This window comes from Delftia sp. ASV31, from assembly GCF_016428765.1.
GTDB classification, from domain to species: Bacteria; Pseudomonadota; Gammaproteobacteria; order Burkholderiales; family Burkholderiaceae_C; genus Comamonas; species Comamonas acidovorans.
In genome coordinates this window covers 1-26,377 of the sequence record NZ_JAELTK010000036.1, presented here as the reverse complement: position 1 = coordinate 26,377, position 26,377 = coordinate 1, and the positions used below count along the sequence as shown (strand labels likewise).

The 26,377-nt window shown below is 66.7% G+C and carries 22 protein-coding genes and 1 pseudogene; 13 read left to right on the top strand and 10 right to left on the bottom strand.

What is annotated here, in order from left to right:
- Positions 1-211: 211 nt before the first annotated feature.
- The 7 genes from JHD82_RS14700 to JHD82_RS14670 form a co-directional block, all read right to left on the bottom strand.
- On the bottom strand, positions 212-622 hold the full coding sequence (locus JHD82_RS14700; protein WP_012205566.1) for a polyhydroxyalkanoate granule-associated phasin: 411 nt from the start codon (positions 620-622) through the stop codon (positions 212-214).
- 82 nt (positions 623-704) lie between these two features.
- Positions 705-1,796 (bottom strand): MBL fold metallo-hydrolase, encoded by a 1,092-nt coding sequence (locus JHD82_RS14695; RefSeq protein WP_199137135.1) that lies wholly within the window; start codon positions 1,794-1,796, stop codon positions 705-707.
- Positions 1,797-1,964: 168 nt separating this feature from the next.
- Complete coding sequence (locus JHD82_RS14690; protein ID WP_013802448.1) at positions 1,965-3,599, bottom strand: DHA2 family efflux MFS transporter permease subunit; 1,635 nt, start codon at positions 3,597-3,599, stop codon at positions 1,965-1,967.
- 45 nt (positions 3,600-3,644) lie between these two features.
- Entirely contained in the window at positions 3,645-5,006 is a 1,362-nt protein-coding gene (locus JHD82_RS14685; RefSeq protein ID WP_199137133.1) for an efflux RND transporter periplasmic adaptor subunit, read from the bottom strand.
- 132 nt (positions 5,007-5,138) lie between these two features.
- Positions 5,139-6,614, bottom strand: coding sequence for an efflux transporter outer membrane subunit (locus tag JHD82_RS14680; RefSeq protein WP_012205570.1), 1,476 nt, complete (start codon positions 6,612-6,614; stop codon positions 5,139-5,141).
- A gap of 70 nt (positions 6,615-6,684) precedes the next feature.
- A complete protein-coding gene (locus JHD82_RS14675) occupies positions 6,685-7,221 on the bottom strand; it encodes a MarR family winged helix-turn-helix transcriptional regulator (RefSeq protein WP_012205571.1) in 537 nt (178 codons plus the stop codon).
- 164 nt (positions 7,222-7,385) lie between these two features.
- Positions 7,386-7,700, bottom strand: a complete 315-nt coding sequence (locus JHD82_RS14670) for a DUF4148 domain-containing protein (protein ID WP_199137131.1) — start codon at positions 7,698-7,700, stop codon at positions 7,386-7,388.
- A gap of 320 nt (positions 7,701-8,020) precedes the next feature.
- Here JHD82_RS14670 and JHD82_RS14665 point away from each other — a divergent pair, with 320 nt between their 5' ends.
- From JHD82_RS14665 to JHD82_RS14650, 4 genes are all read left to right on the top strand, one after another.
- Positions 8,021-8,758: an AzlC family ABC transporter permease gene (locus JHD82_RS14665; RefSeq protein WP_199137130.1), complete on the top strand. Its 738-nt coding sequence runs from the start codon at positions 8,021-8,023 to the stop codon at positions 8,756-8,758.
- A gap of 3 nt (positions 8,759-8,761) precedes the next feature.
- Complete coding sequence (locus JHD82_RS14660) at positions 8,762-9,058, top strand: AzlD family protein (RefSeq protein WP_012205574.1); 297 nt, start codon at positions 8,762-8,764, stop codon at positions 9,056-9,058.
- 63 nt (positions 9,059-9,121) lie between these two features.
- Entirely contained in the window at positions 9,122-9,466 is a 345-nt protein-coding gene (locus tag JHD82_RS14655) for a FlxA-like family protein (protein WP_012205575.1), read from the top strand.
- 281 nt (positions 9,467-9,747) lie between these two features.
- On the top strand, positions 9,748-11,349 hold the full coding sequence (locus tag JHD82_RS14650) for a methyl-accepting chemotaxis protein (protein ID WP_012205576.1): 1,602 nt from the start codon (positions 9,748-9,750) through the stop codon (positions 11,347-11,349).
- Between the two features lie 138 nt (positions 11,350-11,487).
- Here the strand turns inward: JHD82_RS14650 and JHD82_RS14645 are convergent, their stop codons facing one another.
- Positions 11,488-13,431, bottom strand: a complete 1,944-nt coding sequence (locus JHD82_RS14645; RefSeq protein WP_199137129.1) for a long-chain fatty acid--CoA ligase — start codon at positions 13,429-13,431, stop codon at positions 11,488-11,490.
- A gap of 276 nt (positions 13,432-13,707) precedes the next feature.
- Positions 13,708-14,343 (bottom strand): GntR family transcriptional regulator, encoded by a 636-nt coding sequence (locus tag JHD82_RS14640; protein ID WP_012205578.1) that lies wholly within the window; start codon positions 14,341-14,343, stop codon positions 13,708-13,710.
- 114 nt (positions 14,344-14,457) lie between these two features.
- Here JHD82_RS14640 and scpA point away from each other — a divergent pair, with 114 nt between their 5' ends.
- The 5 genes from scpA to JHD82_RS14615 all read left to right on the top strand — a co-directional run bounded on the left by scpA (position 14,458) and on the right by JHD82_RS14615 (position 22,517).
- Complete coding sequence (gene scpA / locus JHD82_RS14635) at positions 14,458-16,635, top strand: methylmalonyl-CoA mutase (RefSeq protein WP_043781953.1); 2,178 nt, start codon at positions 14,458-14,460, stop codon at positions 16,633-16,635.
- Positions 16,636-16,660: 25 nt separating this feature from the next.
- Positions 16,661-17,707, top strand: coding sequence for a methylmalonyl Co-A mutase-associated GTPase MeaB (gene meaB / locus JHD82_RS14630; protein WP_100566316.1), 1,047 nt, complete (start codon positions 16,661-16,663; stop codon positions 17,705-17,707).
- A gap of 56 nt (positions 17,708-17,763) precedes the next feature.
- Positions 17,764-19,296 carry an acyl-CoA carboxylase subunit beta gene (locus tag JHD82_RS14625; RefSeq protein ID WP_012205581.1) on the top strand — a complete coding sequence of 511 codons (1,533 nt, stop codon included), beginning with the start codon at positions 17,764-17,766 and terminating at the stop codon, positions 19,294-19,296.
- Between the two features lie 48 nt (positions 19,297-19,344).
- Entirely contained in the window at positions 19,345-21,393 is a 2,049-nt protein-coding gene (accC, locus tag JHD82_RS14620) for an acetyl-CoA carboxylase biotin carboxylase subunit (RefSeq protein WP_199137128.1), read from the top strand.
- Positions 21,394-21,545: 152 nt separating this feature from the next.
- The gene (locus JHD82_RS14615) at positions 21,546-22,517 is read left to right on the top strand and encodes a chemotaxis protein (RefSeq protein WP_012205585.1); all 972 of its coding nucleotides are present in this window, start codon (positions 21,546-21,548) and stop codon (positions 22,515-22,517) included.
- Positions 22,518-22,553: 36 nt separating this feature from the next.
- Here the strand turns inward: JHD82_RS14615 and JHD82_RS14610 are convergent, their stop codons facing one another.
- On the bottom strand, positions 22,554-23,648 hold the full coding sequence (locus JHD82_RS14610; RefSeq protein ID WP_269848144.1) for a LacI family DNA-binding transcriptional regulator: 1,095 nt from the start codon (positions 23,646-23,648) through the stop codon (positions 22,554-22,556).
- Positions 23,649-23,804: 156 nt separating this feature from the next.
- Here JHD82_RS14610 and JHD82_RS14605 point away from each other — a divergent pair, with 156 nt between their 5' ends.
- The 4 genes and pseudogenes from JHD82_RS14605 to JHD82_RS14590 form a co-directional block, all read left to right on the top strand.
- Complete coding sequence (locus JHD82_RS14605; protein ID WP_233174744.1) at positions 23,805-24,392, top strand: gluconokinase; 588 nt, start codon at positions 23,805-23,807, stop codon at positions 24,390-24,392.
- Positions 24,393-24,410: 18 nt separating this feature from the next.
- Positions 24,411-24,917, top strand: coding sequence for a TRAP transporter small permease (locus JHD82_RS14600; protein WP_012205588.1), 507 nt, complete (start codon positions 24,411-24,413; stop codon positions 24,915-24,917).
- A gap of 12 nt (positions 24,918-24,929) precedes the next feature.
- The gene (locus tag JHD82_RS14595; protein WP_012205589.1) at positions 24,930-26,210 is read left to right on the top strand and encodes a TRAP transporter large permease; all 1,281 of its coding nucleotides are present in this window, start codon (positions 24,930-24,932) and stop codon (positions 26,208-26,210) included.
- 28 nt (positions 26,211-26,238) lie between these two features.
- Positions 26,239-26,377: pseudogene (locus JHD82_RS14590) on the top strand (TRAP transporter substrate-binding protein); the annotation flags it as partial.

The window sequence follows — 26,377 nt, the reverse complement described above, 5'->3', positions numbered from 1 at the left end:
GTTTTCAGTCTCTGCATGGAGTCCATGCCTGGAAATGCGGCAGCGCAGCAAAACGGAACGAAGGCCGCGAGGATACCCGAACCTCGCCCTCGCATTGGCCCTGCCGCGCGGCCGCGCTCCGGTGAATGGAGCGGGCTTGATATGGGTGGATCAGCCGCGTTGAGCAGCGATCAGTCGCACTTAACCGTGCTTGGCCGTGCTCAGGCCGCGCTCAGCCGCGCGCCAGGCGCTTGGCATTGGCCACCGCCGTGCGGTGCACGGGGGCCAGGCCCTTGCCCACCACGCCCCACATGGCGTTTTGCCATTGCGAGGCCTGCGATGCCAGGGCACCGCCGTTCCAGGTGGAGGTGCTCCAGGGGGTCCACCACATGCGCATCCAGGCCTGCATCAGGGCCTGGCTGGCAACCATGGACTGCATGCCCATCGCCGCCCACGATTGCTGGAAGGCCGTCTGTTTCTCGGACACCATGCGCGTGAATTCACGCCGGTCCCGCGCGGAGGGATTGGCGCCTGCCATGGCCATGCGGGTGAGGCGATGGGCCACGACCTGGGGCGCTGCGACGGCCAGGTCGGTGGCTTGGCGGGCGACCAGGGCGGCCCGGGGATTTTTGCGATTTGCCATGTGCACTCCTGAAGCTGGGTTCACTTTATCCAGATGGATGCCGGCCCGCGTAGGCCGATGACGCAATGCAGCAAAAACGGATTTATCGCGGCTGGGCCTGTGGCGCTGACGCGGCTGCGTCCTGCACGGCAGGGGATACCAGGGCACGCCACCAGCGCTCGCCTGCATGGGGGGCATCCAGGTCCACGCGCTCGCCCATCATGGGGGTGGCCACGGCAATGCCGTGCTCGGCACCCAGGGCCAGCACGCGCTCGAAGGGGTCCCACCAGGCATGCATGGCCAGGCTGAAGGTGCCGTTGTGAATGGGCAGCAGCCAGCGTCCGCCCAGGTCGCGGTGGGCCTGCACGGTCTGGGACGGATGCATGTGCACATAGGGCCAGTGCGGGTCGTAGGCGCCGGTTTCCATCAGCGTGAGGTCGAAGGGGCCGAAGCGCCGGCCGATTTGCGCAAAGCCGTCGAAATAGCCGCCGTCGCCGCTGAAGAAGACACGCAGCGTGTCGGCGCTTGCCAGGTCCTCGATGACCCAGGACGCCCACAGCGTGCGGTTGCCGTCGCGCAGGCCCCGGCCCGAGAAATGCTGGGCCGGCGTGGCCGTGAAGCGCAGGCCGTCCACCTGCACGTCCTGCCACCAGTCGAACTGGTGCACCTTCTCGGGGGCCACGCCCCAGTCCATGAGCCGGTCGCCCACGCCCAGCGTGCACAGGAAGAAGTCGACCCGGGGCGCCAGGGCGCGGATGGTGGCACGGTCCAGATGGTCGTAGTGGTCGTGCGAGAGCACCACGCCGCGCAGCGCGGGCAGTTCATGCAGGGCGATGGGCGGCGCATGAAAGCGCTTGGGGCCGATGAAGGAGAAGGGCGAGGCGCGCTCGGCAAACACCGGGTCGGTGATCCACCAGCCGCCGCGCAGCTTCATCAGCAGCGTGGAGTGGCCCAGGCGGTACAGGCTGCGCTCGGGCGCGGCGGCCAGGTCGGCCGGGGTGAGCCGCTGCACGGGCAGGGGCGCGGCAGGCTCGGTGTCCTTGGGCTTGTTGAAGAAGAAGTCCCACATCACCTTGGCGTCGGGCTGGGGCGCGTTGGCGGGGCGGGGATGGACGTTGCGAAAGCGCCCGCCCACCGACTGGGGTGATTGGGCGTAGTCGGCAATCGGGGCGCGGAAGATGCGGGGTGTTTTCACGGTGCTCCGTCGGTGTTCAGGCCACTGCCATCATGGAACCGGTGGCGCAGCCCTGTCGAGATGGTGGTCTTGGCGGCCCGATTCAAGGCGCCTTGCGTGTCGTCATGTAAACAAAAAAGGAGCTGCCCGTGCAGGCAGCTCCTTGTCGTGATGGCCGCAAGCTGGGCCTCAATGGGCGCCGGCCGCCTCGGCACCGCCGGCATGGCCTGCGGGCCGCCGCGTCATCCAGATCAGGACGATCAGCACCAGGAACAGCACGGACGACGCCAGGAAGATGTCGTCCGCCGCCCGCGTATAGGCCTGCTGGTCGATGAGGCGGTTGATCTGGGCCAGCGCCTGCGCCTGACTCAGGCCTGCGGCCTGCAGCCCCTGCAGGGTGACGCCGAACACGCCCTGGCCCTGGATCAGCCCTTCTGTCAGGTGGGCGTGGTGCAGCGCGGCGCGGTTTTCCCAGAGCGTGGTGGCGATGGAGGTGCCCATGGCACCCGCCGTGATGCGCACGAAGTTGCTCAGGCCGGCGGCGGCCGGGATACGGTCCGGCGAGATGCCAGACAGCGTGATCGTCGTCAGCGGGATGAAGAAGAACGCCATGGCCCCGCCCTGGATCAGCGTGGGCACCAGGATGTGCATGAAGTCCGTCTCCACCGTGAAGCGCGAGCGCATCCACAGCACCAGGGCGAACACCACGAAGGCGCCCGTGGCCATCTTGCGCGGGTCCCACTGCGTGACCTTGCGGCCCACCAGCGGCGTCAGGATGATGGCGAAGATGCCCACCGGCGCCAGCGCCATGCCGGCCGTGGTGGAGGTATAGCCCATCCACTGCTGCAGCCACAGCGGCAGCAGCACCACGTTGCCGAAGAACAGGCCGTAGGCAATCGACAGCGCCACCGAGCCCGCCGCGAAATTGCGGCGCATGAACAGGCGCAGATCCACCACCGGGTGCGCATCCGTCAGCTCCCAGACCAGGAAGACCACGAAGCTCACGATGGCCAGCACGCACAGCGTGACGATCTCGCCCGAGGCGAACCAGTCCAGCTCCTTGCCCTTGTCCAGCATCAGCTGCAGCGCGCCCACCCACAGCACCAGCAGGGCCAGGCCCACGGAGTCGATGGGCAGCTTGCGCGTGGGGGTCTCGCGGCTGCGGTAGATGCTCCAGGTCATCAGGGCCGACAGCAGGCCCACGGGCACGTTGATGTAGAAGATCCACGGCCAGGAGATGTTGTCCGTGATCCAGCCCCCCAGCAGCGGCCCGACCACGGGCGCCACCAGGGTGGTCATCCCCCACAGCGCCAGGGCCACCCCGGCCTTGGCCGGCGGGTAGCTGGACAGCAGCAGCGTCTGCGACAGCGGGATCATGGGGCCGGCGACCAGCCCCTGGAGCACGCGGAACAGCACCAGCATCTCCAGCGACGAGGCAAAGCCGCACAGCCAGGAGGTCAGCACGAACAGCAGCACGCTCATGGTGAACAGGCGCACGGCGCCGAAGCGCTGCGTGAGCCAGCCCGTGAGCGGCACCGAGATGGCGTTGGCCACGCCAAAGCTGGTGATCACCCAGGTGCCCTGGCTGGGGCTGACGCCCACGTCGCCCGAAATCGCCGGAATGGCGACGTTGGCAATGGACGAGTCCAGCACGTTCATGAAGGTGGCCAGCGACAGGGCCAGCGTGCCCAGGGCCAGCTGGGCGCCCTTGAGCGGTGCGGGCCGTGCGGGCATGGCAGGCGGTGCCGAGGGTGGCGCGGCAGGCGGCACGGTCGGCCCACCCGGCTGCGCCGGCTCCGGCACGGCGGTGGTAGAGGAAGTCATAGGCAGTCCGCGTAGGTTCTGGGAAGGCGGGGAAGCGATGCCTGCTTACTTGGACTGCGTGGCCTGCGCGTCAACCGGCGCGGAGGCCACGGCGGCTGGCGCCTTGCCCTGTGCCCTGTCTTGCGCATCGGCCATGGCAACGGGCGGCAGCTCGGGCAACTGCTTGAGCGGCGCCACGTTCTGGCCTGCCACGATGTGGGCGATGCGCTCCTCGGCCTGGGGCAATGCCATGTCGTAGATGGAGGTCTGGGCCACGGGGGCATTGCGCGTGGCGGTTGCCAGCACTTCACCCTGCTGGTCGCGCACGTCCACCTTGACTTCCATGGACAGGCCCACGCGCAGCGGGTGCTGGGCCAGGTCTTCCGGCGACAGCGCAATGCGCACAGGCACGCGCTGCACCACCTTGATCCAGTTGCCGGTGGCGTTCTGCGCGGGCAGCAGCGAGAAGGCCGCGCCCGTGCCGGCACCCATGCCGACCACGGTGCCGTGGTAGCTGATCTTGTCGCCGTAGACATCGGCCGTCAGCTCGGTCTTCTGGCCTATGCGCAGCTGGGCCAGCTGGCTTTCCTTGAAGTTGGCATCCACCCAGAGGTTGTGCAGGCCCACCACGGTCATCAGCGGCGCGCCCGAGGCCACGCGCTGGCCCAGTTGCACGCCGCGCTTGGCCACATAGCCTTCCACGGGCGAGACCAGGCGCGTGCGCTGCAGCGCCAGATAGGCCTCGCGCACCTTGGCGGAAGCGGCGATCACGCTGGGGTGCTCTTCGGCGCTGCTGCCCTTGGTCTGGGCTTCGGCCGCGGTCAGCTGTGCCTTGGCGGCGCGCACGGCGGCTTCTGCTGCCGAGGCGGCATTGCCTGCCGTGCGGGCCAGGGACTGGGCGTGGTCGAACTCTTCCTTGCCCACGGCGCCCGTGGCCAGCAGCGGGCGGCGGCGGTCCACGTCCTCGCGGGCGCGGGCGGCATCGGCCTGCAGCCGGGCCAGGTCGGCCTCGCGCTGGGCCACCTGGGCCACCAGGGGCGCATTGTTGGCGTACAGCGTGCGCACCTGGCGCACGGTCTGGGCCAGTTGCGACTCGGCCTGGGACAGGGCAACCAGGGCATCGGCCGAGTCCAGCTGCACCAGCAGCTGGCCGGGCTTGACGTAGTCGGTGTCGTCGGCGCCGATGCTGATGACCGTGCCGCCGATCTGCGGCGTGATCTGCACCACGTTGCCCGCCACATAGGCGTTGTCCGTGGTCTGGTAGTTGCGGGCCACCATCCAGTGCCAGCCGCCCCAGGCGACGGCGGCGACCGCAACGGCGGCGCCGACGAGGGTCAGGCCCTTGCGGCGGCCCTGCGGATTGGCCACGGGCGAGGCTGCGGCCGGTGCGGCGGCAGGGCTGGGTGCTTGCTTGTTGGTGTCGGTCATGGTGTACGGCGCTTTGTTATCTGTGAATGTGGTTGTGCGGCCGGGGCAGGAAGCTGGCGGTCTGTCACGCTGGCTGGCGGTCTGCCCGGTGGAGGGTCAAGAGTGCGGTGGATTCCTGTGCGGGTTGCGATCTCAGTGCTGGCTGACCTGCACGGCAGCCGTGCCATCGGTCCAGCCGCCGCCCAGCGCCTTCATCAGCGACACGCGCGTGTCCAGCGCACGGGCGCGCAGGTCCACGTCCAGGCGGCGCTGGGTGATCACCTGGGTTTCGGTGTTCAGCACCGTCACCTGGCTGGCCAGGCCGGCCTTGTAGCGCTGCACGGCAAAGTCGTAGGCCCGTTCGGCCTTCTCCAGCGATTCGGCCTGCAGCTGCTGTTGGCGCACCAGCGATTGCACGGAAGTGATGGCGTCGCCCGCTTCCTTGACCGCATCGAGTACCACGCCGTTGTACTGGGCAATGGCGGTATCCAGGTCGGCCTGCGTGCCGCGCAACTGGGCGCGCAGGCGCTTGCCGTCGAACAGGGGCAGGCGCAGCGCGGGCGTGATGCCCATCTGGCGCGAGCTGCCCTTGAACAGGTTGTCCAGGCCGATGGCATTGAGGCCGATGAAGGCTGTGAGATTGATATCGGGGTAGAAATCCGCCCGCGCGCTCTCTATGCCCTGCGTTGCGGACTCCACGCGCCAGCGCGCGGCCACCACATCGGGGCGGCGGCCCAGCAGATCGGCACCCAACTGGCCAGGCACGGCCTGGATCTGCAGCGCGGCCAGACGGGGCGACAGCTGCAGCTGCGCCTCGGGCGCCTGCCCGCAGAGCACGGCGATGGTGCGGCGCGCCAGCGTGATCTGCTCGTCCAGCATTTCGATCTGGGTGCCGGCATCGGGCAGGCCGGCCTGGGCCTGGGTCAGCTCCACCTGGCTGTCCAGCCCGGCGCGCGTGCGCTGCTGGCTCAGGTCCAGCAGAGACTGGCGCTGGGTCAGCGTGCGGCCAGCCACATCCTTTTGGGCAATCAGGCGAGCCAGCGCCACATAGCTGCGCGCCACCTGGGCCGCGAGCTGGTTGGCGGCGGCGGCACTGTCGGCCTGGGCGGCACGGGCCTGGCCCAGGGCGGCCTGCAGGTCGGCGGCATGGCGGCCAAAGAAATCCGGTGTCCAGCTCAGGCCGGCCTGCAGGTTGCCGGTGTTGTAGGTATGGCCGGCAATGGGTGCGGGCACCAGGCCGTTGGCGCTGTAGTGCTGGCGCGTGGCGTCGACGCCGAGCGTGCCGCGCACATCGGTGGCCGTGCTGGTGGCCGTGGCCAGGGCGGCAGCCTTGTCGAAGCGGGCGCGGCTCATGGCCAGGCTGGGGCTGCCCTGCAGCGCCTGGGCGATCAGCGCATCCAGCTGGGCATCGCCCAGCGACTTCCACCAATCGGCGGCGGGCAGGCTGGTATTGGAGCCTGTCTCGGACTGGGCCGTCAGACCCAGGTCGGAGGCGCCCAGCCGGGCCAGCGGCTCATGGGCCGGGCCCTGGGAAGCACAACCGGCCAGGGCCAGCGCGGCGCACAGGGTGGCCGCTGCGGCGGCCACGCGGCGGGGCGCGGCGGACACGGAAACAAAGGATTTGGGCATGGTGGTCTGCCTGTTGGGGGTCAAGAATCAGGAAATCGGAAACCGGGGCGGGAAAAGGGCGCTGGCGCTGTCAGCCGACAGGCGTGGCAGGCGCAGGGGCCGGCGGCGCAGCCTCCGGCGCGCGCATCGCATCGCCATTGGTCAGCAGGCGGCGAAGCATGTCCAGCAGCTGGCGCGACTCGTCATGGCTGAAGCCGGCCATGTGGGCATTCATCACGCTGGACAGCACCTGCGGCACCTTGGCCGCCATGGCACGGCCTTCATCGGTCAGCACCAGCTTGACCACGCGCCGGTCCACCGTGGAGCGCTCGCGCCGCAGCATGCCCTTGGATTCGAGCCGATCAAGCGCCCGCGTGATGGAGGCCGGGTCCAGCCCCAGGTCACGCGCCATGCCGGCATTCGTGGCGTCGCTGCACAGCAGCAGCTTGTACAGCGGCAGCCACTGCACATAGGTCAGCTCATGCTCGGCCAACTGCGCATCGGCCTGCTGGAGGATGGAGCTGAGCACCTTGCGCATGAGGAACCCCACGCTCTCGAAGGGCGTGTAGCTGCCTGGGCTGTAGAAGTCCGAGGGCTGCAGGCCGTTGGGCAGGGGAGGCTGGGTCATGGTGTCTGCGGGTGAAATAATTGACTGCGCAATGATTGTTGCGGCAATTATTGCAGAAACACCGGTTGACCGTGTGACGCGAGGGTGCCGGGGACGGTATCAGGGTTATCCAGATCCGCCGGTGGCTTTCAGCTCCCCAGATCCGCCACGGGCCGCCTTCAAGCTCACTTGTCCTGGGCCACCGCATGTCCCTTCTCCAGCCTTGCTACGGCCTCACGGTAGGCGGGGCTGGCGCGCAGTTGCTGGTAGCGCTCCAGGCCGCGCTGGTATTCGGTGGAGCGGACATCGATCTCGCGGTCCGAGACATAGGTGAGTCCGGCGCGGTGCCACATTTCCAGGTCGGCCAGCACCTGGGCTCGGCTGAGGTCGGTAGGGGCAGCAGTGGAGGAGGGCGTGGCGTCCTGGGCGAGGGCGGTGCCTGCCAGGCCCAGGCTGAGGGCGGTCAGGGCGATGAAGCGGTTGAAGTGGGAAGTGCGCATGGGGAACCTTTCAGGTGAAGCGAAGTGATGAGGGCTTCATGGTCCCGCCGCCGCCCTGGACGGCACAGCCGTTTGCGACGCACTGCAGCATGGCGGGAGCCAATGGCTGTTGGGTTTCGTGAAATGTCAGGAGGGAAGTCGCGGCCGTCCGAGGAGCGCCACCAGCCATGGAAATGGGTTGAGCGGCGCTTGTGCAGCGCTTGTGCGGCAGATTATTTCCAGTTGCTCGAATAGATCGGCATAAACGGCCGTTATATGGCTGGTGGAAGCATGAATCGGCAGCAAATTCCAGCGGCGCAGGCCGACAATCGCCGCTCTCCATGTCTTCATCCATTCCACTTTCCCCCGCTGCCGTTTCGGCAGATTCCGTCTCCCGCAGTTCCGAGGCCTTTCGCGGCTTCAGGGATGCGATTCCCGTGATGCTGGGTTTCGTGCCCTTTGCCCTGGTGCTGGGCGCCCAGGCCGTGCAAAAGGGGCTGGCACCGCTGGAGGTTCCTCTCATGACCGGGATGAACTTCGGCGGCGGCTCGGAGTTCACGGCCATACGGCTGTGGACCTCGCCGCCGCATGCGCTGCTGATCGTCGCCATGTCCTTCCTGGTCAATTGCCGGCACATCCTGATGGGGGCGGCACTGGCGCCCTATCTGCGCCATCTGCCCAGGCGCCGTGCGCTGCCGGCCCTGTTCTTCATGTGCGACGAAAGCTGGGCGCTGGCCCTGGCAGACGCGCAGCGCAGTGCCGCCCGGCGCCTGAGCCTGCCTTACTACATGGGCGTGTCGGCAGGCTTGTACATGGCATGGGTGTCGTGCACGGCGGCCGGTGCGTTTCTGGGGCCGCGCATTGGCGACCTGGAGCAGTACGGCTTCGACATGGCGTTCACCGCCGTGTTTCTGGTGCTGCTGCGCGGCATGTGGAAGGGCGTCAGGCCTTGCCGGCCCTGGCTGGTGAGCCTGCTGACGGCGGCCCTGGTCTACAAGCTGGTGCCTGGCGCCTGGTACGTGGCGGCCGGCGCCGTTTCGGGCCTGGTCTGCGCGGCCTTGCTGGCGCCCAGGAGCTGAGCGATGGAAGCCACAACCTTGCTGACGCTGGTGCTCATGGCGTGCAGCACGTATTTCACGCGGGTGATCGGCTACCTGCTGCTGCGCGGGCGCACGCTGAGCCCGCGCATGCAGTACGTGATGGAAAGCCTGCCGGGCTGCGTGCTGATCTCGGTGATTGCCCCGGCGTTTGTGTCCGAGCGGCCGGCCGATCTGCTGGCCCTGGTGGTGACGCTGGTGGCCGCGAGCCGGCTGCCCATTCTGCCGACGGTGCTGATCGGCATTGCATCGGCGGGAGCGCTGCGGCATTGGCTGGGGTGACTACTGGCGGGGCAGGCGTGTTTTCGGCCTTCAGTTTGTGCGGCGGTGGACGATGTATGAGGCATGCAAGTCTCATCCTCCACATCGGCTTCCGCCTCGGGAGCCGCTTCATCCTCCGGCGGCAATGACATCGTTGCGTTGCAGCGCAAGCTCAAGGAGCTGCAGCAGGCGCTCAAGGAAGTGTCTTCCGAGAACATCGACGCCAAGGCCAAGCAGACGAAGGCCAAGCTGCTGCAGTCGCAGATCATGATGGTGCAAAGCCAGATCGAGGCGCTCATGCGCGCCAGGCAGCAGGCCCAGATCGACAAGCAGCGCGAGCAGCAGCAGGCGGCCGAAGCCAAGTCGCCTTCCCAGCCGAAGAGCAACAAGGCGCCCGGACTGGGTGGCGTGGTCGACGTCTACGTGTGAATGGAAATGGCTCGTGCTTTCACGGGCCATTTTTTTGACGATATCAATGTAACTTACATGAATGGATTGGCCGTGCCTTGGATGGGTTGGCCTGGCAACGGGGTTGAGGGCAGGGGCTGGGCATCCGCACTGTGGCGTGTGTCTTTACACATCCCGCGGAACTTATTGAGTTTTGTCTCTCAAGAAACCGGCCACCGCTACCGATAAGGCAGCTAATGTGACTGCCTGGATGCGATAGCGATGGCCTATACCGACGGCAGCACTGGGCCAGAGGTTCTGCGATGAAAAAACTCAGCGATGTGCGTATCGGTACCCGGCTTACAGCCGTCTTTCTTGTCCTGCTGGTCTGCCTGATGGCCGTAGGTGGCGTCGGCGCAAGGGCGCTGGGCCATGTGTTTTCGGGCACGGAGACCCTGTACCAGGACCGTGTGGTTCCACTCAAGCAGCTCAAGCAGATTGCGGATGCCTATGCCGTCAACGTCATAGACACGGTCAATAAAGCCAATGCGGGCCTGATCACGGCACAGGAGGCATCGGCCAGCATCTCGGGCACGCTGCCCGCGATCGAGGCCGCCTGGCGCAGCTACTCGTCCACCCAGCTCACAGCGCAGGAGGCCGTGCTGGCCAAGCAGGCCCAGGCACTGTTCGCGCCTGCCAACCAGAGCATCGACAAACTGCTGCAGCGCCTCAAGCAGCTGGACGGCAAGAAGGCCGGCAGCCTGGATGAGTTCGACGGCGCGCTGTATGCCAGCATCGACCCCATCAGCGCCAAGATCGGCGAGTTGGTCGAGCTGCAGCTCAAGACGTCGGAGGATGTCTATGGGGACTCCAGGGAGGTTTTTGCGCGGTCGCAGATGCTGATCTACGGTTTTGTGGCGGCTGCCGTCATCCTGGCCGTGGCCCTGGGCTACATGGTCACGCGCTCCATCACGGTGCCCTTGAAGTCGGCCGTGGAAGTGGCCCGGCACATCGAGCAGGGCGACCTGGCTTCGGAAATCCAGGCCACTGGGCGTGACGAGGTCGGCGACTTGCTGCGCTCCATGAGCGCCATGCGCGAGTCGCTGGCAAACATCGTTGGCGATGTGCGGCGCGGCGTGGAGTCGGTGACCACGGCGTCCAGCCAGATCGCTGCCGGCAACCAGGATTTGAGCAGCCGCACCGAGCACCAGGCCTCCAGCCTGCAGGAGACGGCGGCGTCGATGGAGCAGCTGGCCGGCAACGTGGGCCAGAGTTCCGAGAACGCGCGGCAGGCCAGCGCCCTGGCCGTGCGTGCCAAGGAGGTGGCCGGCGTGGGCGGCGGCGCAGTCGCCAGGGTCATCGGCACCATGGACGAAATCTCGGCCAGCAGCGGAAAGATTGCCGAGATCACGGGCGTGATCGACTCCATTGCCTTCCAGACCAATATCCTGGCGCTCAATGCAGCGGTGGAGGCCGCGCGGGCTGGCGAGCAGGGCAGGGGCTTTGCCGTGGTGGCTGGGGAAGTGCGCTCCCTGGCCCAGCGCAGCGCCGCAGCGGCGCGGGAGATCAAGGCACTGATCACGGCATCCACCGACAAGGTGCGAACGGGCGGCAACCAGGTCCGGGAAGCAGGCAAGGCCATGGATGCCATTGAAGCCCAGGTGAGCGAGGTAGCGTCGCTGATCGAGGCCATCTCTGCCTCCAGCGTGGAGCAAAGCGGTGGCCTGGGGCAGATCACCCAGGCCGTCTCCCAGATGGACCAGGTCACGCAACAGAATGCCGCCTTGGTGGAAGAGTCGGCAGCCGCTGCAGCCAGCCTGGAACGGCAGGCGCGGGTGCTTGCACAGGCGGTGGCCACGTTCCAGATCAGCTCGGCGAAGGAGATCGGCATGGCGAGCCCTGGCCTGACATTGGCAGCTGCTTGACGCAGACCCGGGAAGAGCGTGCGCAGTGCGCTCTTCCTTTCTTTTGATCAATTCAATGTAACTTACATAAATTGAATCGATATCAAAAATAAAAAAAGCCGCCGTTTTGAGCGGCGGCTGCTTATCAGGAACAGGGGGTCAGCCCGCGCTGCTGCGGCCTTGCCAGCGCTCGGCAGGCTTGCTGTACATGGCGGCGATCTGCGACTCGAACCGCGTCATGAGGTTGTTGCGCTTGAGCTTCAGCGTAGGCGTCATCAGCCCGTTTTCTATGGTCCAGGGCTCCAGCTCCAGATGCACGGCGCGTGGCACGGCATAGCGGGCAAAGCTGGCCACCTGTTTTTCGATGCGTGCCAGTGCCTCGCGTTCGGCGGCGGAGTGGTTCAGGCTCTTGGGGTCTTCGGGATCCAGGCCCAGGCGCCGGGCCATGGTCTGCCATTCGCCGCGCTCGATGACGGCCACGGCGGCGATGAAAGGGCGGTCTTCGCCCACGACAAAGACCTGGGTGAAGAACGGGTCGCCGGTAATGGCCAGCTCCAGGTCGGCCGGTGGAATCTTCTCGCCGGTGGAGGTGACGATGATTTCCTTGATGCGTCCCTGTATGCGCACGCGCCCGTCCTCGATCACCGCCTGGTCGCCCGTGCGCAGCCAGCCGTCGTCGGTGAAGGTCTTGGCGGTGTCTTCGGGGCGCTCCCAATAGCCGCGCATCACGCAGGGGCCACGCACCTGCAGCTCCCGGTTCTCGCCAATCCGCACCTCCACGCCGGGCAAGGCGTGGCCCACGGTGGCGGGGTGGTTGTCCTCCAGCGTGTTGGCACAGACCACGGGCGAGGTTTCCGTCATTCCATAGCCCTGGATCAGCGGCAGGCCCAAGCCCAGAAAACAGCGCGCAATCGTCGGCGACAGCGGCGCGCCGCCACTGACGGCCACGCGCACGCGGCCACCGAACTGGGCCAGCAGCGGCTTGGCCACTAGGTGGTTGAGCACCGGCCAGGGCAGCCATTGCATCCAGCCCGGCACTTCGGGCTGGGGCGCTTGCGCATCGGCAATGCCTTGTGTTTCACAAAAGCGCTGCCAGCCCCTGGCCTGGGCCAGCTCGAACAGCTGGGCCTTGAGCGGTGCACGGGCCAGCGTCTCCATGACCTTGGCGTGCACGCGCTCGTAAATGCGTGGTACGGACACCAGCACCGTGGGGCGCTGGGTCTTGAGATCCTCGGCCAGCTGGGCCACCGAGCGCGCATAGGCCACGCAGGCGCCCACGGCCAGCGCCAGGTAGTAGCCAGCCGTGCGCTCGAAGGTGTGCGACAGCGGCAGGAAGGAGAGGAAAACATCGTCGCTGCGAGGCTGCAGCCGCTGCATCACGGCCTGCACGTTGGAGACCACGTTGCGGTGCGTGAGCATCACGCCCTTGGGCTTGCCCGTGGTGCCCGAGGTGTAGACCACGGCGGCCAGGTCCTCGGCAGAAGGAGGCGGGGGCAGGGGGACTGCGCCGCCTTCAGCGAGCCATTGGGCCAGCGGCTGCACGGGGATCTGGCGAAGTGCCTCCAGGACGGCGGCATCGCCTTCGGTTTCAGGCTCTGCGGCGCGGGAAGCCGGCTTGGCCGACGCCACGACCACCTTGCGCAGCGCGGGCAGGGCCTGGCCTGTGGCGCAGATCTTGTCCCAAGTGGATTGCTGTGCCACGAACAGCATGGACACCTGGGCGTTGGCCAGGATGTAGGCAATGCTGCCCGCGTTGTCTATGGCGTGCAGCGGCACGGGCACATGGCCGCAGCGCAGGCTGGCCAGGTCGATGGACATGGCGTCCAGTCCGTTGGGCAGCAGGATGGCGATGCGCGATCCTGCCGGCAGCTGCTGCGCGGCGAGCGCCTGCGCCCAGAGGGCCACGCGCTCGCCGGCCTGTGCCCAGTTCAGGGTCTTCCAGCTGCGCACATCCTCGTCATAGGCCCGGTAGGCCTCGCCTGCGGGCGTCTGCTGCACGCGCAGGGCCAGCATTTCCACCAGGGTGGAGGCCGTGGCCATGCTGGCATCGGCTGGCAGGCTCATGGCCAGGGAAGGGGCGCGGGCTGGGTCTTGGATGCTCATGCGAGGAGGGTGCAGGCCGAAGTGGATGTAGCCGCCGATGATAGCCGGGGCTTTCCGCAGGCCCTGGCGTCAGCTTCGGACATGAGAGGGCGCGGCGCACGCGTTTATGCTGCACTGCAGCGTTTTCGGGTGTCCACTCTGAAACCAACCAGGAGCCGCATGTCTGCCTACGTCGCCACCGTTGCACACCGGGCCCGATTCCAGACGGGGCGGCCGCCTGCGCGTCATGGCCGCGCCAGAGGGTGCCGGCTGTGCAAGAGCGCCGAACGGCAGGCTTCAGGACGCCGCAGCCAGGCCGTTCTGAAAATGCTGACGCATGGCCTGGGCCGCTGCAGCGCCATCGCGGCGCAGCAGGGCCTGCATGACGGTCTCGTGCTCGGCCAGCGAATCCTCGATGCGGCCCTGCTTGAACAGCGACTTGTGGCGGTTGAGCTTCATCACCTTGCGCAGGTCGGCCACCAGCTGGTTGCGCCAGCGGTTGTCGGCAATCTGCAGCAGCTGCATGTGAAAGCTTTCGTTGAGTTCGAAGAAGCGGTCTGCATCGCGCGTCTGCGCCTTGAGTTCCTCGTGGGTCTGCTGCAGGGCGGCAAGCTCTTCGTCGCTGCCCGATTCGGCCACCACCTGAACGGCATCGGATTCCAGCAGGCTCAGCAGGTGATAGACATCGGCAATGTCCTTGGACGACACCTCGGTCACATAGGCGCCACGGCGCACCTTCATGGTGACCAGGCCCTCGGCGGCCAGCACCTTCAGGGCCTCGCGCAGCGGGGTGCGGCTGATGCCGTATTCCTCGGCAATCTTCAGTTCGTCGATCCAGTCACCGGGCGCCAGCTCGTGCTCGAAGATGCGCAGGCGCAGCTTCTCTGCAACCTGTTCGTAGAGAGCGCGGGGAGTGAGGGTGTTTGTCGACATGTGGCCCGGATTGTATCGGCAAAGATATTTTGAATGAATAATTATGAATGATGTAAACTGCGGCAGCTCTGGGGCATGCCCTCAAGGGCACCTGTCATTCACGAGCCTGAGAACATGAGACAAGACCATCCGACAGCGCAGAACGGCCAGGAATTCGCAACTGCCGACCTGCAGAAATGGGCCCAGGCGGCCGCCAAGGCCGCTCCCGGGGGCGACATCCAGGCACTGCACTGGACCACGCCCGACGGCATCGACGTCAAGCCGCTGTACACGGCGGCAGACACGGCCAACCTGCCCCATACGGATAGCCTGCCAGGCTTCGAGCCCTACATCCGCGGCCCGCAGGCCACCATGTACGCGGGCCGGCCCTGGACCATTCGCCAGTACGCGGGCTTTTCCACGGCCGAGGAGTCCAACGCCTTCTACCGCAAGGCGCTGGCCGCCGGCGGGCAGGGCGTGTCTGTGGCCTTCGACCTGGCTACGCACCGGGGCTACGACAGCGACCATCCGCGTGTGACGGGCGACGTGGGCAAGGCCGGCGTGGCCATCGATTCGGTCGAGGACATGAAGGTGCTGTTCGACCAGATCCCGCTGGACAAGATCAGCGTGTCCATGACCATGAACGGCGCCGTGCTGCCCGTGCTGGCCGGCTACGTGGTGGCGGCCGAGGAGCAGGGCGTGGCCCAGGACCAGCTGTCGGGGACCATACAGAACGACATCCTCAAGGAGTTCATGGTCCGCAACACCTATATCTACCCGCCCCAGCCGTCGATGCGCATCATCGGCGACATCATCGAGTACACGAGCAGGAACATGCCCAAGTTCAACTCGATCTCGATCTCGGGTTACCACATGCAGGAGGCGGGCGCCAACCAGGCGCTGGAACTGGCCTTCACGCTGGCCGACGGCAAGGAGTACGTCAAGACCGCCACGGCCAAGGGAATGGATGTGGACGATTTCGCGGGCCGGCTGTCCTTCTTCTGGGCCATCGGCATGAATTTCTACCTGGAGATCGCCAAGATGCGCGCGGCCCGCCTGCTGTGGTGCCGCATCATGAAGGGCTTCGGCGCCAAGAAGGCCAAGAGCCTGATGCTGCGCACGCACTGCCAGACTTCGGGCTGGTCGCTGACCGAGCAGGACCCCTACAACAACGTGGTGCGCACCACCATCGAGGCCATGGCCGCCGTCTTCGGCGGCACGCAGAGCCTGCACACCAACAGTTTCGACGAAGCCATTGCGTTGCCCACCGAGTTCTCGGCTCGCATTGCGCGCAACACGCAGCTGATCATCCAGGAAGAGACCCACATCACCAATGTGATCGACCCCTGGGCCGGCAGCTACATGATGGAAAAGCTGACCCAGGACATGGCCGACGCCGCCTGGAAGATCATCGAGGAGGTCGAGGCCATGGGCGGCATGACCGCCGCCGTGGATTCGGGATGGGCCAAGCTCAAGATCGAGGCCGCCGCCGCCGAGAAGCAGGCGCGCATCGACTCGGGCAAGGATGTCATCGTCGGCGTCAACAAGTACAAGCTGGCCAAGGAAGACGCCATCGACATCCTCGAGGTGGACAACGTCAAGGTGCGCGACAGCCAGATCGCACGCCTGAACCAGATCAAGGCCAGCCGCGATGCGGCCAAGGTCGAGGCCGCCCTGCAGGCGCTGACCCAGGCCGCCGAAAGCGGCGAGGGCAACCTGCTGGACCTGGCCATCCAGGCCGTGCGCCTGCGCGCCACGGTGGGCGAGGTCTCGGACGCTCTGGAGAAGGTTTTCGGGCGCCACCGCGCCGATACGCAGAAGGTGACCGGCGTGTATGCAGCAGCCTACGACTCGGCCGAGGGCTGGGAAAAGCTCAAGGGCGAGATAGATGCATCGTCCGAGCAGTTGGGCCGACGCCCGCGCGTGATGATCGCCAAGCTCGGCCAGGACGGCCATGACCGCGGCGCCAAGGTGGTGGCCACGGCCTTTGCCGACCTGGGCTTCGACGTGGACATGGGCCCGCTGTTCCAGACGCCCGAGGAATGCGCGCGCCAGGCCATCGAGAACGACGTGCACGCCGTGGGCGTGTCCACGCTGGCGGCCGGCCACAAGACCCTGGTGCCGGCCATCATCGAGGAGCTGCGCCGCCAGGGCGCGGACGACATCATCGTCTTCGTGGGCGGCGTGATTCCCGCGCAGGACTACGACTTCCTCTACAACGCCGGCGTCAAGGGCGTCTATGGTCCGGGCACCCCCATTCCGGCCAGCGCCAAGGATGTGCTCGAACAGATCCGCCAGGCCAACAGCCTCTGAGCCCGCCGCAGTGACTCCCGAGCAAATGCAAGACGGCATCCTGAACGGCAACCCCGCCGTTCAGCGCCGGGCCATGGCCAAGGCCATCACCCTGCTGGAATCCACGCGCGCCGACCACCGTGCGGCGGCCGATGTGCTGCTCACGGCCCTGCTGCCGCATACGGGCGGGTCTTTCCGCCTGGGCATCAGCGGCGTGCCGGGCGTGGGCAAGAGCACCTTCATCGAAACGCTGGGCCTGTTCCTCATCGCACGCGGCCTGCGGGTGGCGGTGCTGGCCATCGACCCCTCATCCACCGTGTCGGGCGGCTCCATCCTTGGCGACAAGACGCGCATGGAGCAGTTGTCCGTCCACCTGGACGCCTACATCCGCCCCAGCCCCAGCAGCGGCACCCTGGGCGGCGTGGCCGAGAAAACCCGCGAGGCCATGCTGGTCTGCGAGGCGGCTGGCTACGATGTGGTCATCGTCGAGACCGTGGGCGTGGGCCAGAGCGAGATCGCCGTGCAGGGCATGTGCGACATGTTCTGCCTGCTGCAACTGCCCAATGCGGGCGATGACCTGCAGGCCATCAAGAAGGGCGTGATGGAGCTGGCCGACCTGGTCGTCATCAACAAGGCCGACATCGATCCCCATGCCGCCACGCGCGCGCAGGCCCAGATCACCTCCAGCCTGCGCCTGCTGGGCATGCACGGCAATCCCGAGCACGCCCACCACGACGAGCGCCTGTGGCAGCCCAGGGTCATCACCATCAGCGCGCTCAAGCAAGAGGGCGTTGACGGCTTCTGGAGCGCGGTGGAGGAGTTCCGCCGCCTGCAGCAGGCCAACGGCCGCCTGGCGCTGCGCCGCGAACGCCAGGCCCTGTCCTGGATGTGGGAGCGCATCGACTCCGGCCTCAAGCAGGCCTTCCGGCAGCATCCGCAGGTGCGGGCGCTGCTGCCCCAACTGCAGGCCGACGTGGCAGCAGGGCGGATCGCGGCCAGCACGGCCGCCAGAAACCTGCTGCAGGCGCAGGCCGGGCCCGCAATGGCGCCGGCTTCAGCGCCAGCGGCAGCACCCGCCGCAGCGCCGCAGTGACCGCAGACAAGACAACACCAGCAACCCGTACCGTTAGACGTTAGAGGAATCGCAGCATGCAAGACATCCTGGATCAACTGGAGACAAAGCGCGAACAGGCCCGCCTGGGTGGCGGCCAAAAGCGCATAGACGCACAGCACAAGAAGGGCAAGCTCACGGCGCGAGAGCGCATCGAGCTGCTGCTGGACGACGGCACCTTCGAGGAATGGGACATGTTCGTCGAGCACCGCTGCACCGACTTCGGCATGGAAAACAGCAAGATCCCCGGCGACGGCGTGGTCACCGGCTACGGCATGATCAACGGTCGCCTGGTCTTCGTCTTCAGCCAGGACTTCACCGTCTTCGGCGGCGCGCTGTCCGAGACCCATGCCGAGAAGATCTGCAAGATCATGGACCAGGCCATGAAGGTCGGCGCCCCCGTGATCGGCCTCAACGACTCGGGCGGCGCCCGCATCCAGGAAGGCGTGGCCTCCCTGGGCGGCTATGCCGACGTGTTCCAGAAGAACGTGCTGGCCAGCGGCGTGGTGCCGCAGATCTCCATGATCATGGGCCCCTGCGCGGGCGGCGCCGTGTATTCGCCCGCCATGACGGACTTCATCTTCATGGTCAAGGACAGCAGCTACATGTTCGTCACCGGCCCCGAGGTCGTGAAGACCGTGACGCACGAGGAGGTCACGGCCGAGGAGCTGGGCGGCGCCATCACCCACACCACGCGCAGCGGCGTGGCCGACATGGCCTTCGACAACGATGTGGAGGCGCTGATGATGCTGCGCCGCCTCTACAACTACCTGCCGCTGAACAACCGCGAGAAGGCGCCCGTGCGCTACACCTCGGACCCCGTGGACCGCGCCGACAAGTCGCTGGACACCCTGGTGCCCGACAACGCCAACAAGCCCTACGACATGAAGGAGCTGATCCTCAAGACCGTGGACGACGGCGACTTCTTCGAGCTGCAGCCCGACTACGCCAGGAACATCATCACCGGCTTCGCGCGCATGGACGGGCAGACCGTGGGCATCGTCGCCAACCAGCCCCTGGTGCTGGCCGGCTGCCTGGACATCAAGAGCTCCATCAAGGCCGCGCGCTTCGTGCGTTTCTGCGATGCCTTCAACATCCCCGTGGTCACCTTCGTGGACGTGCCCGGCTTCATGCCCGGCACCAGCCAGGAGTACGGCGGCATCATCAAGCACGGCGCCAAGCTGCTGTACGCCTATGCCGAGGCCACGGTGCCGAAAATCACCGTCATCACGCGCAAGGCCTACGGCGGCGCCTATGACGTGATGGCCTCCAAGCACCTGCGCGGCGACGTCAACTTGGCCTGGCCCCATGCCGAGATCGCCGTGATGGGCGCCAAGGGCGCCGTGGAGATCATCTTCCGCGAGGACAAGAACGACCCAGCCAAGCTGGCAGCGCGCGAGGCCGAGTACAAGGCCCGTTTCGCCAACCCCTTCGTGGCAGGCGCGCGCGGCTTCATCGACGATGTGATCCAGCCGCATGAGACGCGCAAGCGCATCTGCCGCTCGCTGCAGATGCTCAAGAACAAGCAGCTGGAAAATCCGTGGCGCAAGCATGGAAACATTCCTCTGTGACCAGGCCCTGATATCAAAGATCGAATCCAGAAAAAACAGGCTGCGAAGATGTTCAAGAAGATCCTGATTGCCAACCGCGGCGAGATTGCCTGCCGCGTCATCGCCACCGCCCGCAAGATGGGCATACAGACCGTGGCGGTGTACTCCGATGCGGACCGCGAGGCACGCCACGTCAAGCTGGCCGACGAGGCCGTGCACATCGGCGCCGCGCCGAGCCGCGAGTCCTACCTGCAGGCCGACCGCATCATTGCCGCCTGCAAGCAGACCGGCGCCCAGGCCGTGCACCCGGGCTACGGCTTCCTGTCCGAGAACGAGGCCTTCGCCCGGCGCGTGGAGGAAGAGGGCATCACCTTCATCGGCCCCAAGCACGCGGCCATTGCGGCCATGGGCGACAAGATCGCCTCCAAGAAGCTGGCCGACAAGGCCGGCGTGAGCACCATCCCAGGCTACAACGACCCCATTGCCGGCCCCGAGGCCGCCGTGGAAATCGCCAAGGGCATTGGCTACCCCGTGATGATCAAGGCCAGCGCCGGCGGCGGCGGCAAGGGCCTGCGCGTGGCCTACAACGACAAGGAAGCCTTCGAGGGCTTTGCCAGCTGCCAGAACGAGGCACGCAACAGCTTTGGCGACGACCGCATCTTTATCGAGAAGTTCGTGCAGGAGCCGCGCCACATCGAGATCCAGGTGCTGGGCGACGGCCACGGCAACGTGATCTACCTGAACGAGCGCGAATGCTCCATCCAGCGCCGGCACCAGAAGGTGATCGAAGAGGCGCCGTCCCCCTTCATCAGCGACGCCACGCGCCGCGCCATGGGCGAGCAGGCCGTGGCCCTGGCCAAGGCCGTGGGCTACCAGAGCGCGGGCACGGTGGAATTCGTGGTCGGCAAGGACCAGGATTTCTACTTCCTGGAAATGAACACCCGCCTGCAGGTGGAGCATCCGGTGACCGAGTGCATCACCGGCCTGGACCTGGTCGAGCAGATGATCCGCGTGGCCGCTGGCGAGAAGCTGGCCATCGCGCAGGAAGACGTCAAGCGCAATGGCTGGGCCATCGAGTGCCGCATCAACGCCGAGGACCCGTTCCGCAACTTCCTGCCCTCCACGGGCCGCCTGGTGCGCTTTGCGCCGCCCGAGCAGACCATGTGGCAGGCCGACACCGGCCACCTGCACGGCGTGCGCGTGGATACGGGCGTCTATGAGGGCGGCGAAATTCCGATGTTCTACGACTCGATGATCGCCAAGCTCATCGTGCACGGCAGCGACCGCAACGACGCCATCGCCAAGATGCGCGAGGCGCTCAATGCCTTCGTGATCCGGGGCATCAGCTCCAACATCCCGTTCCAGGCCGCGCTGCTGGCTCATCCCAAGTTCAAGAGCGGCGACTTCAACACCGGCTTCATCGCCGAGCACTACTCCCACGGCTTCCACGCCGAGGACGTGCCTCACAGCGACCCGGACTTCCTGGTCGCCCTGGCCGGCCACATGAACCGCCGCTACCGCGCGCGCGCCGCCACCATCAGCGGCCAGATGCGGGGGCACGAGCTCAAGGTCTCGGCCGACTACTGCGTGGTCGTGCTGGGCGCCGAAGGCCAGCACCAGTACCGCGCCGTGCAGGTCTCGGACTTCGACGCCGAAAGCCGCGCCAGCACCGTCACGGTGGATGGCAAGCCCTACACCTTCCGCAGCGAGACCCCCATGCGTGCCATGTGCGTGCAGGGCAGCTGCAACGGCAAGCCCTTCACGGCCCAGGTCGAGCGCGGCACGGCCCGAAACCCGCTGGCCCTGCGCGTCATCCACAACGGCACGCAGATCGACGCCCTGGTGCTCTCGCCGCGCGGCGGCGAACTGCACCGCCTCATGCCCTACAAGGCGCCGCCGGATCTGTCCAGGTTCCTGCTGTCGCCCATGCCGGGCCTGCTGGTGGACGTGGCCGTGCAGCCGGGCCAGAAGGTGCAGGCGGGCGAGAAGCTGGCGGTGATCGAGGCCATGAAGATGGAGAACATCCTGTTCGCCTCGCAGGACGGCGTGGTCGGCAAGATCAGCGCCAGCAAGGGCGATTCGCTGGCCGTGGACGATGTGATCCTGGAATTCGAGTGATTCCTGCGCCGCGGGGCGGGGCGGTGGCATGCATGAGGCATGTCGCCGGCCGCCCGGCGTTGCTGTTCCGACTCAGGTGCAATAAATTCTTACTAAATCCGAGGCGCTCGCTTTAGAATTTGTAAAAAGATGTGTCACTCTCCAGGACCGGCATGAACCTCAATTCCAAGGCAGCTCAAAGAGAGATCGACGAGCGCACCAACCTCACCAGCAACAACAAGTTCGAGCTGCTGCTGTTCCGGCTGGGCAGCGACTCCGGCCTGGGCCAGTCCGAGCTGTTCGGGATCAATGTGTTCAAGGTTCGCGAAATCGTGGCCATGCCGCACATCACGCCCATCGCGGGGGGCACGGCCCATTCGCTGGGTGTGGCAAACCTGCGCGGGCAGGTGATCCCGGTGCTGAATCTTCCCGCCATCATGGGCTGCAAGCCCCAGACCGGCCTGAACATCATGCTGGTCACCGAATATGCGCGCACCACCCAGGCATTCGCGGTGGAGTCCGTCGAGGACATCGTGCGCCTGGACTGGAAGCAGGTGCTGTCGGCCGAGGCCAGCGGCACCGGCGGCAAGCTGGTCACCAGCATCGCCCGCCTGGATGGCGACACCGACAACTCGCGCCTGGCCCAGGTGCTGGATGTGGAGGCCATCCTGCAATTGGTGTCTCCCACCGACGCCCAGGAAATCACGCCGGAAAAAGTGGGCGCCAGGCTCAAGCTCAAGCCCGGCGCCATCGTGCTGGCCGCCGATGATTCCTTCGTGGCGCGCTCGCTGATCGAGAAGGAGCTCAAGGTCCTGCAGGCACCGTATGAAATGCTCAAGTCCGGCAAGGAGGCCTGGGACCGCCTCAACGCCATTGCCGACAGTGCTCAGGCAGAGGGCCTGACGGTGGCCGACAAGGTCGCCCTGGTGCTGACCGACCTGGAGATGCCCGAGATGGACGGCTTCACGCTTACCCGCCACATCAAGCAGGACGCGCGCTTCCATTCCATTCCCGTGCTCATCCATTCCTCGCTGTCCGGATCGGCCAACGAAGACCATGTGCGCAGCGTTGGCGCGGACGGCTACGTGGCCAAGTTCGCGGCAGAGGATCTGGCCGAGACCCTGCGCCGCCTGCTGCCGGGCTGATGGCCACGGAGGAGGGCGCACAAAGCCCTCTTCGCTTCAACTGCTCTGCCGCACCACCAGTTCGTAGCCCAGATCCACGCTGGGCGGCTCCACGGCCTCCCCACGCATCAGCTGCAGCAGCATGCGCGCACCTTCGGTGCCGATATGGCCGCGCGGCGTGCGGATGGTGGTCAGCGGCGGCACCATCTGGTCGCTGCCGGGCAGGTCGTTGAAGCCTGCGATGGCGATCTGCTCGGGCACGCGTATCCCCCGGCGCAGAGCCTCCAGCAGCGCACCCTGGGCGATGTCGTCGTTGCAGAAGAACAGGGCATCGACGGCAGGGTCCAGGCGCAGGGCCGCGTCGAGCAGCTCGGCGCCCAGCGCCATTGACGTGGGGCGGGGCCAGAGCAGTTCCAGGGCGGGGTCATGCAGGCCCGCCGCCTGCAGGGCATGGCGGTAGCCCGCGGCGCGCTGCATCACGCGGGCATCGAGCTGGCCTGCGCAAAAGGCAATGCGCCTGTGCCCGCGCTCCATCAAGTGCCGCGTGATGGCGGATCCGGCCTCGGCCTGCGAAAAGCCCACGCTGGGCGCACCAGGCTCGCCGCCCAGTTCCATCAGGTGCACGCAGGGAACCTTGCTGGCCTGCACCAGTTCACGCGCAGCGGGGCTGCGGTCGAAACCCGTGAGCAGCAGGCCGGCCGGGCGCATGGGCAGGTAGGTGCGCAGCAGCTGTTCTTCTTCGGCCCGGTCGTAGTGGGTCACGCCGATCAGCGCGTGGTAGCCCGCGCAGAACAGCACCTTGTGGACCGCCTCGATCAGGTCCACGAACAGGGTGTTGGACAGCATGGGCACCAGCACCAGCACCTGGGCGCTTTTCTGCGAGGCCAGGGCGCGAGCGGCGGGGTCGGGCACGTAGCCCATCTGTGCGGCGGCCGTGCGGATTTTCTCGACCAGGGCCGGGTCCACGCGGCGCTCGCCGCGCAGGGCGCGCGAGACCGTCATGGGGCTGACGCCAGCGGCCTGTGCCACATCGCTGAGCGTGATGCGCCCGCTGGCCCGCGAGGAGCGTGCGCGGCCCGTGGCGGGCAGGACCGGGCCGGAAACATCGGCGGAGGGCGATTCTGGGGAGGCAGGCGGAATCTGACGGGCCAAGGGATTGTCCTAGGTCTGGGGCGGGAGTGTTGAAGATTATGATAGCGCTATCCCAATCATTCGAAGGCCCTTGCTCCTGCGTGTAAACCCGGACTAAGGCCTCTGAAGCACACCGAAATCCAAGGCAGACCCTGGTCTGCCAATTTTTGCAAGAATATGGATAGCGCTATCCCAACAACCACCGAGGCCGCCCCCGCAGACACCCGCCCACGGGCGCTGGTCGTCATGGGCGTTTCCGGCTGCGGCAAGTCCAGCGTGGGGCAGGCCCTGGCCGATGCCCTGGGCTGGACCCTGCACGAGGGCGATGCCCACCATGCCGAGGAAAGCATCCGCAAGATGCAGGCCGGCATCCCCCTGACCGACGACGACCGCAGCGGCTGGCTGGACCGGCTGGCCCAGCTGCTGGCCCAGGCCATGCCGGGGCAGGGCGTGGTGCTGACCTGCTCGGCCCTCAAGCGCAAGTACCGCGACCGGCTGCGTGCCGCCGGCCCGGCCGGTGCCGTGGGCTTCGTGTTCCTGGACCTGAACTACGACACGGCGCTGCAGCGCGTGCAGGAGCGCGCCGGCCACTTCTTCTCGCCCGAGCTGGTGGCCAACCAGTTCGCCACGCTGGAACGCCCTGATGGCGAATGCGCCGTGCTGTCCGTGGACGCCACGCTGCCGCTGACCGACATCGTGCACCGCGCCCAAAGCTGGCAGATCCTGCCCGCGGCGCGGGCCGACACCTTCTCCCAAAACCCATAACGCCAGGAGACAAGCCCCATGCAATCCGATTCCCCCGCAGTCCGGCCCAAGCCGCGCCTGCAGCACTTTGCCGAGGTGCTGATGGTGCTGGCCCTGGCCGGCATGGTCATTGCCGTGTTCATCAACGTGGTGCTGCGCTATGTGTTCCACACCAGCATCGTTTCCTATGAGGAAATCTCGCGCCTGCTCTTCGTCTGGCTGGTGGCCATTGGCGCCATCGTGGCCGCTTTCGAGGGCAGCCACCTGGGCTTCGACCTCGTGACCTCCCGCGTGGGGCCTGGCGCGCGCAAGGCGCTGTTCTGGGTGTCGCAGGCACTGGTCCTGGTCTGCATGGGCCTGCTGCTGTGGGGCTCCTGGGCCCAGGTGGAGGCCGGACTGAACAGCTACAGCACGGTGCTGGGCTACCCGCTGGCCCTGGGCGCCGCGGCCACCCTGGTGCTGGCCGTGGGCCTGCTGGTGGTGACGCTGCGCGACCTGCGCCGCGGCGCGCCGGCAGAAAACCATGCCGAAACGACGGTCGAGTAAGGAGTACGCACCATGGTTGTGACCCTGATCTTTCTGGCCGTGCTAATTGGCGGCATGGTGATCGGCATGCCCATCGCCCAGGCGCTGGTGCTGACCGGCGTGGCGCTGATGTGGCATCTGGACTTCTTCGACTCGCAGCTGCTTGCGCAGAACCTGCAGGCCGGCTTCGACAACTTCCCGCTGCTGGCCGTGCCCTTCTTCATCCTGGCCGGCGAGCTGATGAATGCAGGCGGCCTGTCGCGCCGCATCATCGACCTGGCGCGGGCCTATGTGGGCCATATCCGTGGCGGCCTGGGCTATGTGGCCATTGGCGCGGCGGTGCTGCTGGCGTCCATGAGCGGCTCGGCCATTGCCGATACCGCCGCCCTGGCCACCATCCTGCTGCCCATGATGCGCGACCAGAAGTATCCCGACAGCTACAGCGCAGGCCTGCTCGCCTCGGGCGGCATCATCGCGCCCATCATTCCGCCGTCCATGCCCTTCGTGATCTACGGCGTGACGACCAACACCTCGATCAGCAAGCTGTTCCTGTCGGGCGTGGTGCCGGGCCTGATCATGGGCGTGTTCCTGATCTTTGCCTGGTGGTCCATCGCCCGCAAATACGACCTGTCGCGCGGCGAGCGCATGGCCTGGGGCCCGCGTCTGAAGGCACTGGCCAAGAGCTTCTGGGCCATGATGATGCCCGTCATCATCCTGGGCGGCCTCAAGGGCGGCGTGTTCACGCCCACCGAGGCGGCCGTGGTCGCAGCCGTCTACGCGCTGTTCGTGTCCATGGTGATCTACCGCGAGATGACATGGAGCCGTCTGTACGCCGTGTTCCTGGCCGCCGCCAAGACCACGGCCGTGGTCATGTTCCTGTGCGGCGCCGCCACGGTGACGGCCTACATGATCACCCTGGCGGACCTGCCCAACATGCTGGCCGACAGCTTCTCGGGCCTGCTGGGCAGTCCCGTGCTGTTCATGGCCACGATGATGCTGTTCCTGCTGGTGGTGGGCACGGCCATGGACCTGACGCCAACCATCCTGATCTTCGGCCCTGTGTGCGCGCCGCTGGCCGTCAAGGCCGGCATCGATCCCATCTACTTCGGCTTCATGTTCATCTATGTGGGCTGCATCGGCCTGATCACGCCGCCCGTGGGAACGGTGCAGAACGTGGTGGCCGGCGTGGGCCGGCTGCGCATGGAGACCGTGATCAAGGGCACGAACCCGTTCCTGATGGTCTATGTGCTGCTTGCCGTGCTTTTCGTGATTTTTCCGCAAATCATCCTGGCCCCCCTGCGCTGGATGCATTGATCCCTCACTACAACCCAAGGAGATGAACATGCGTATTCCCTTTGCACTCGCCGGCCTGATGGCCGCCGTCACCACGCTGGCCGCCACGGGCCAGGCCATGGCCCAGGACTTCAAGCCGCGCATCGTGCGCTTCGGCTATGGCCTGGTCGATGAGTCCAACCAGGGCC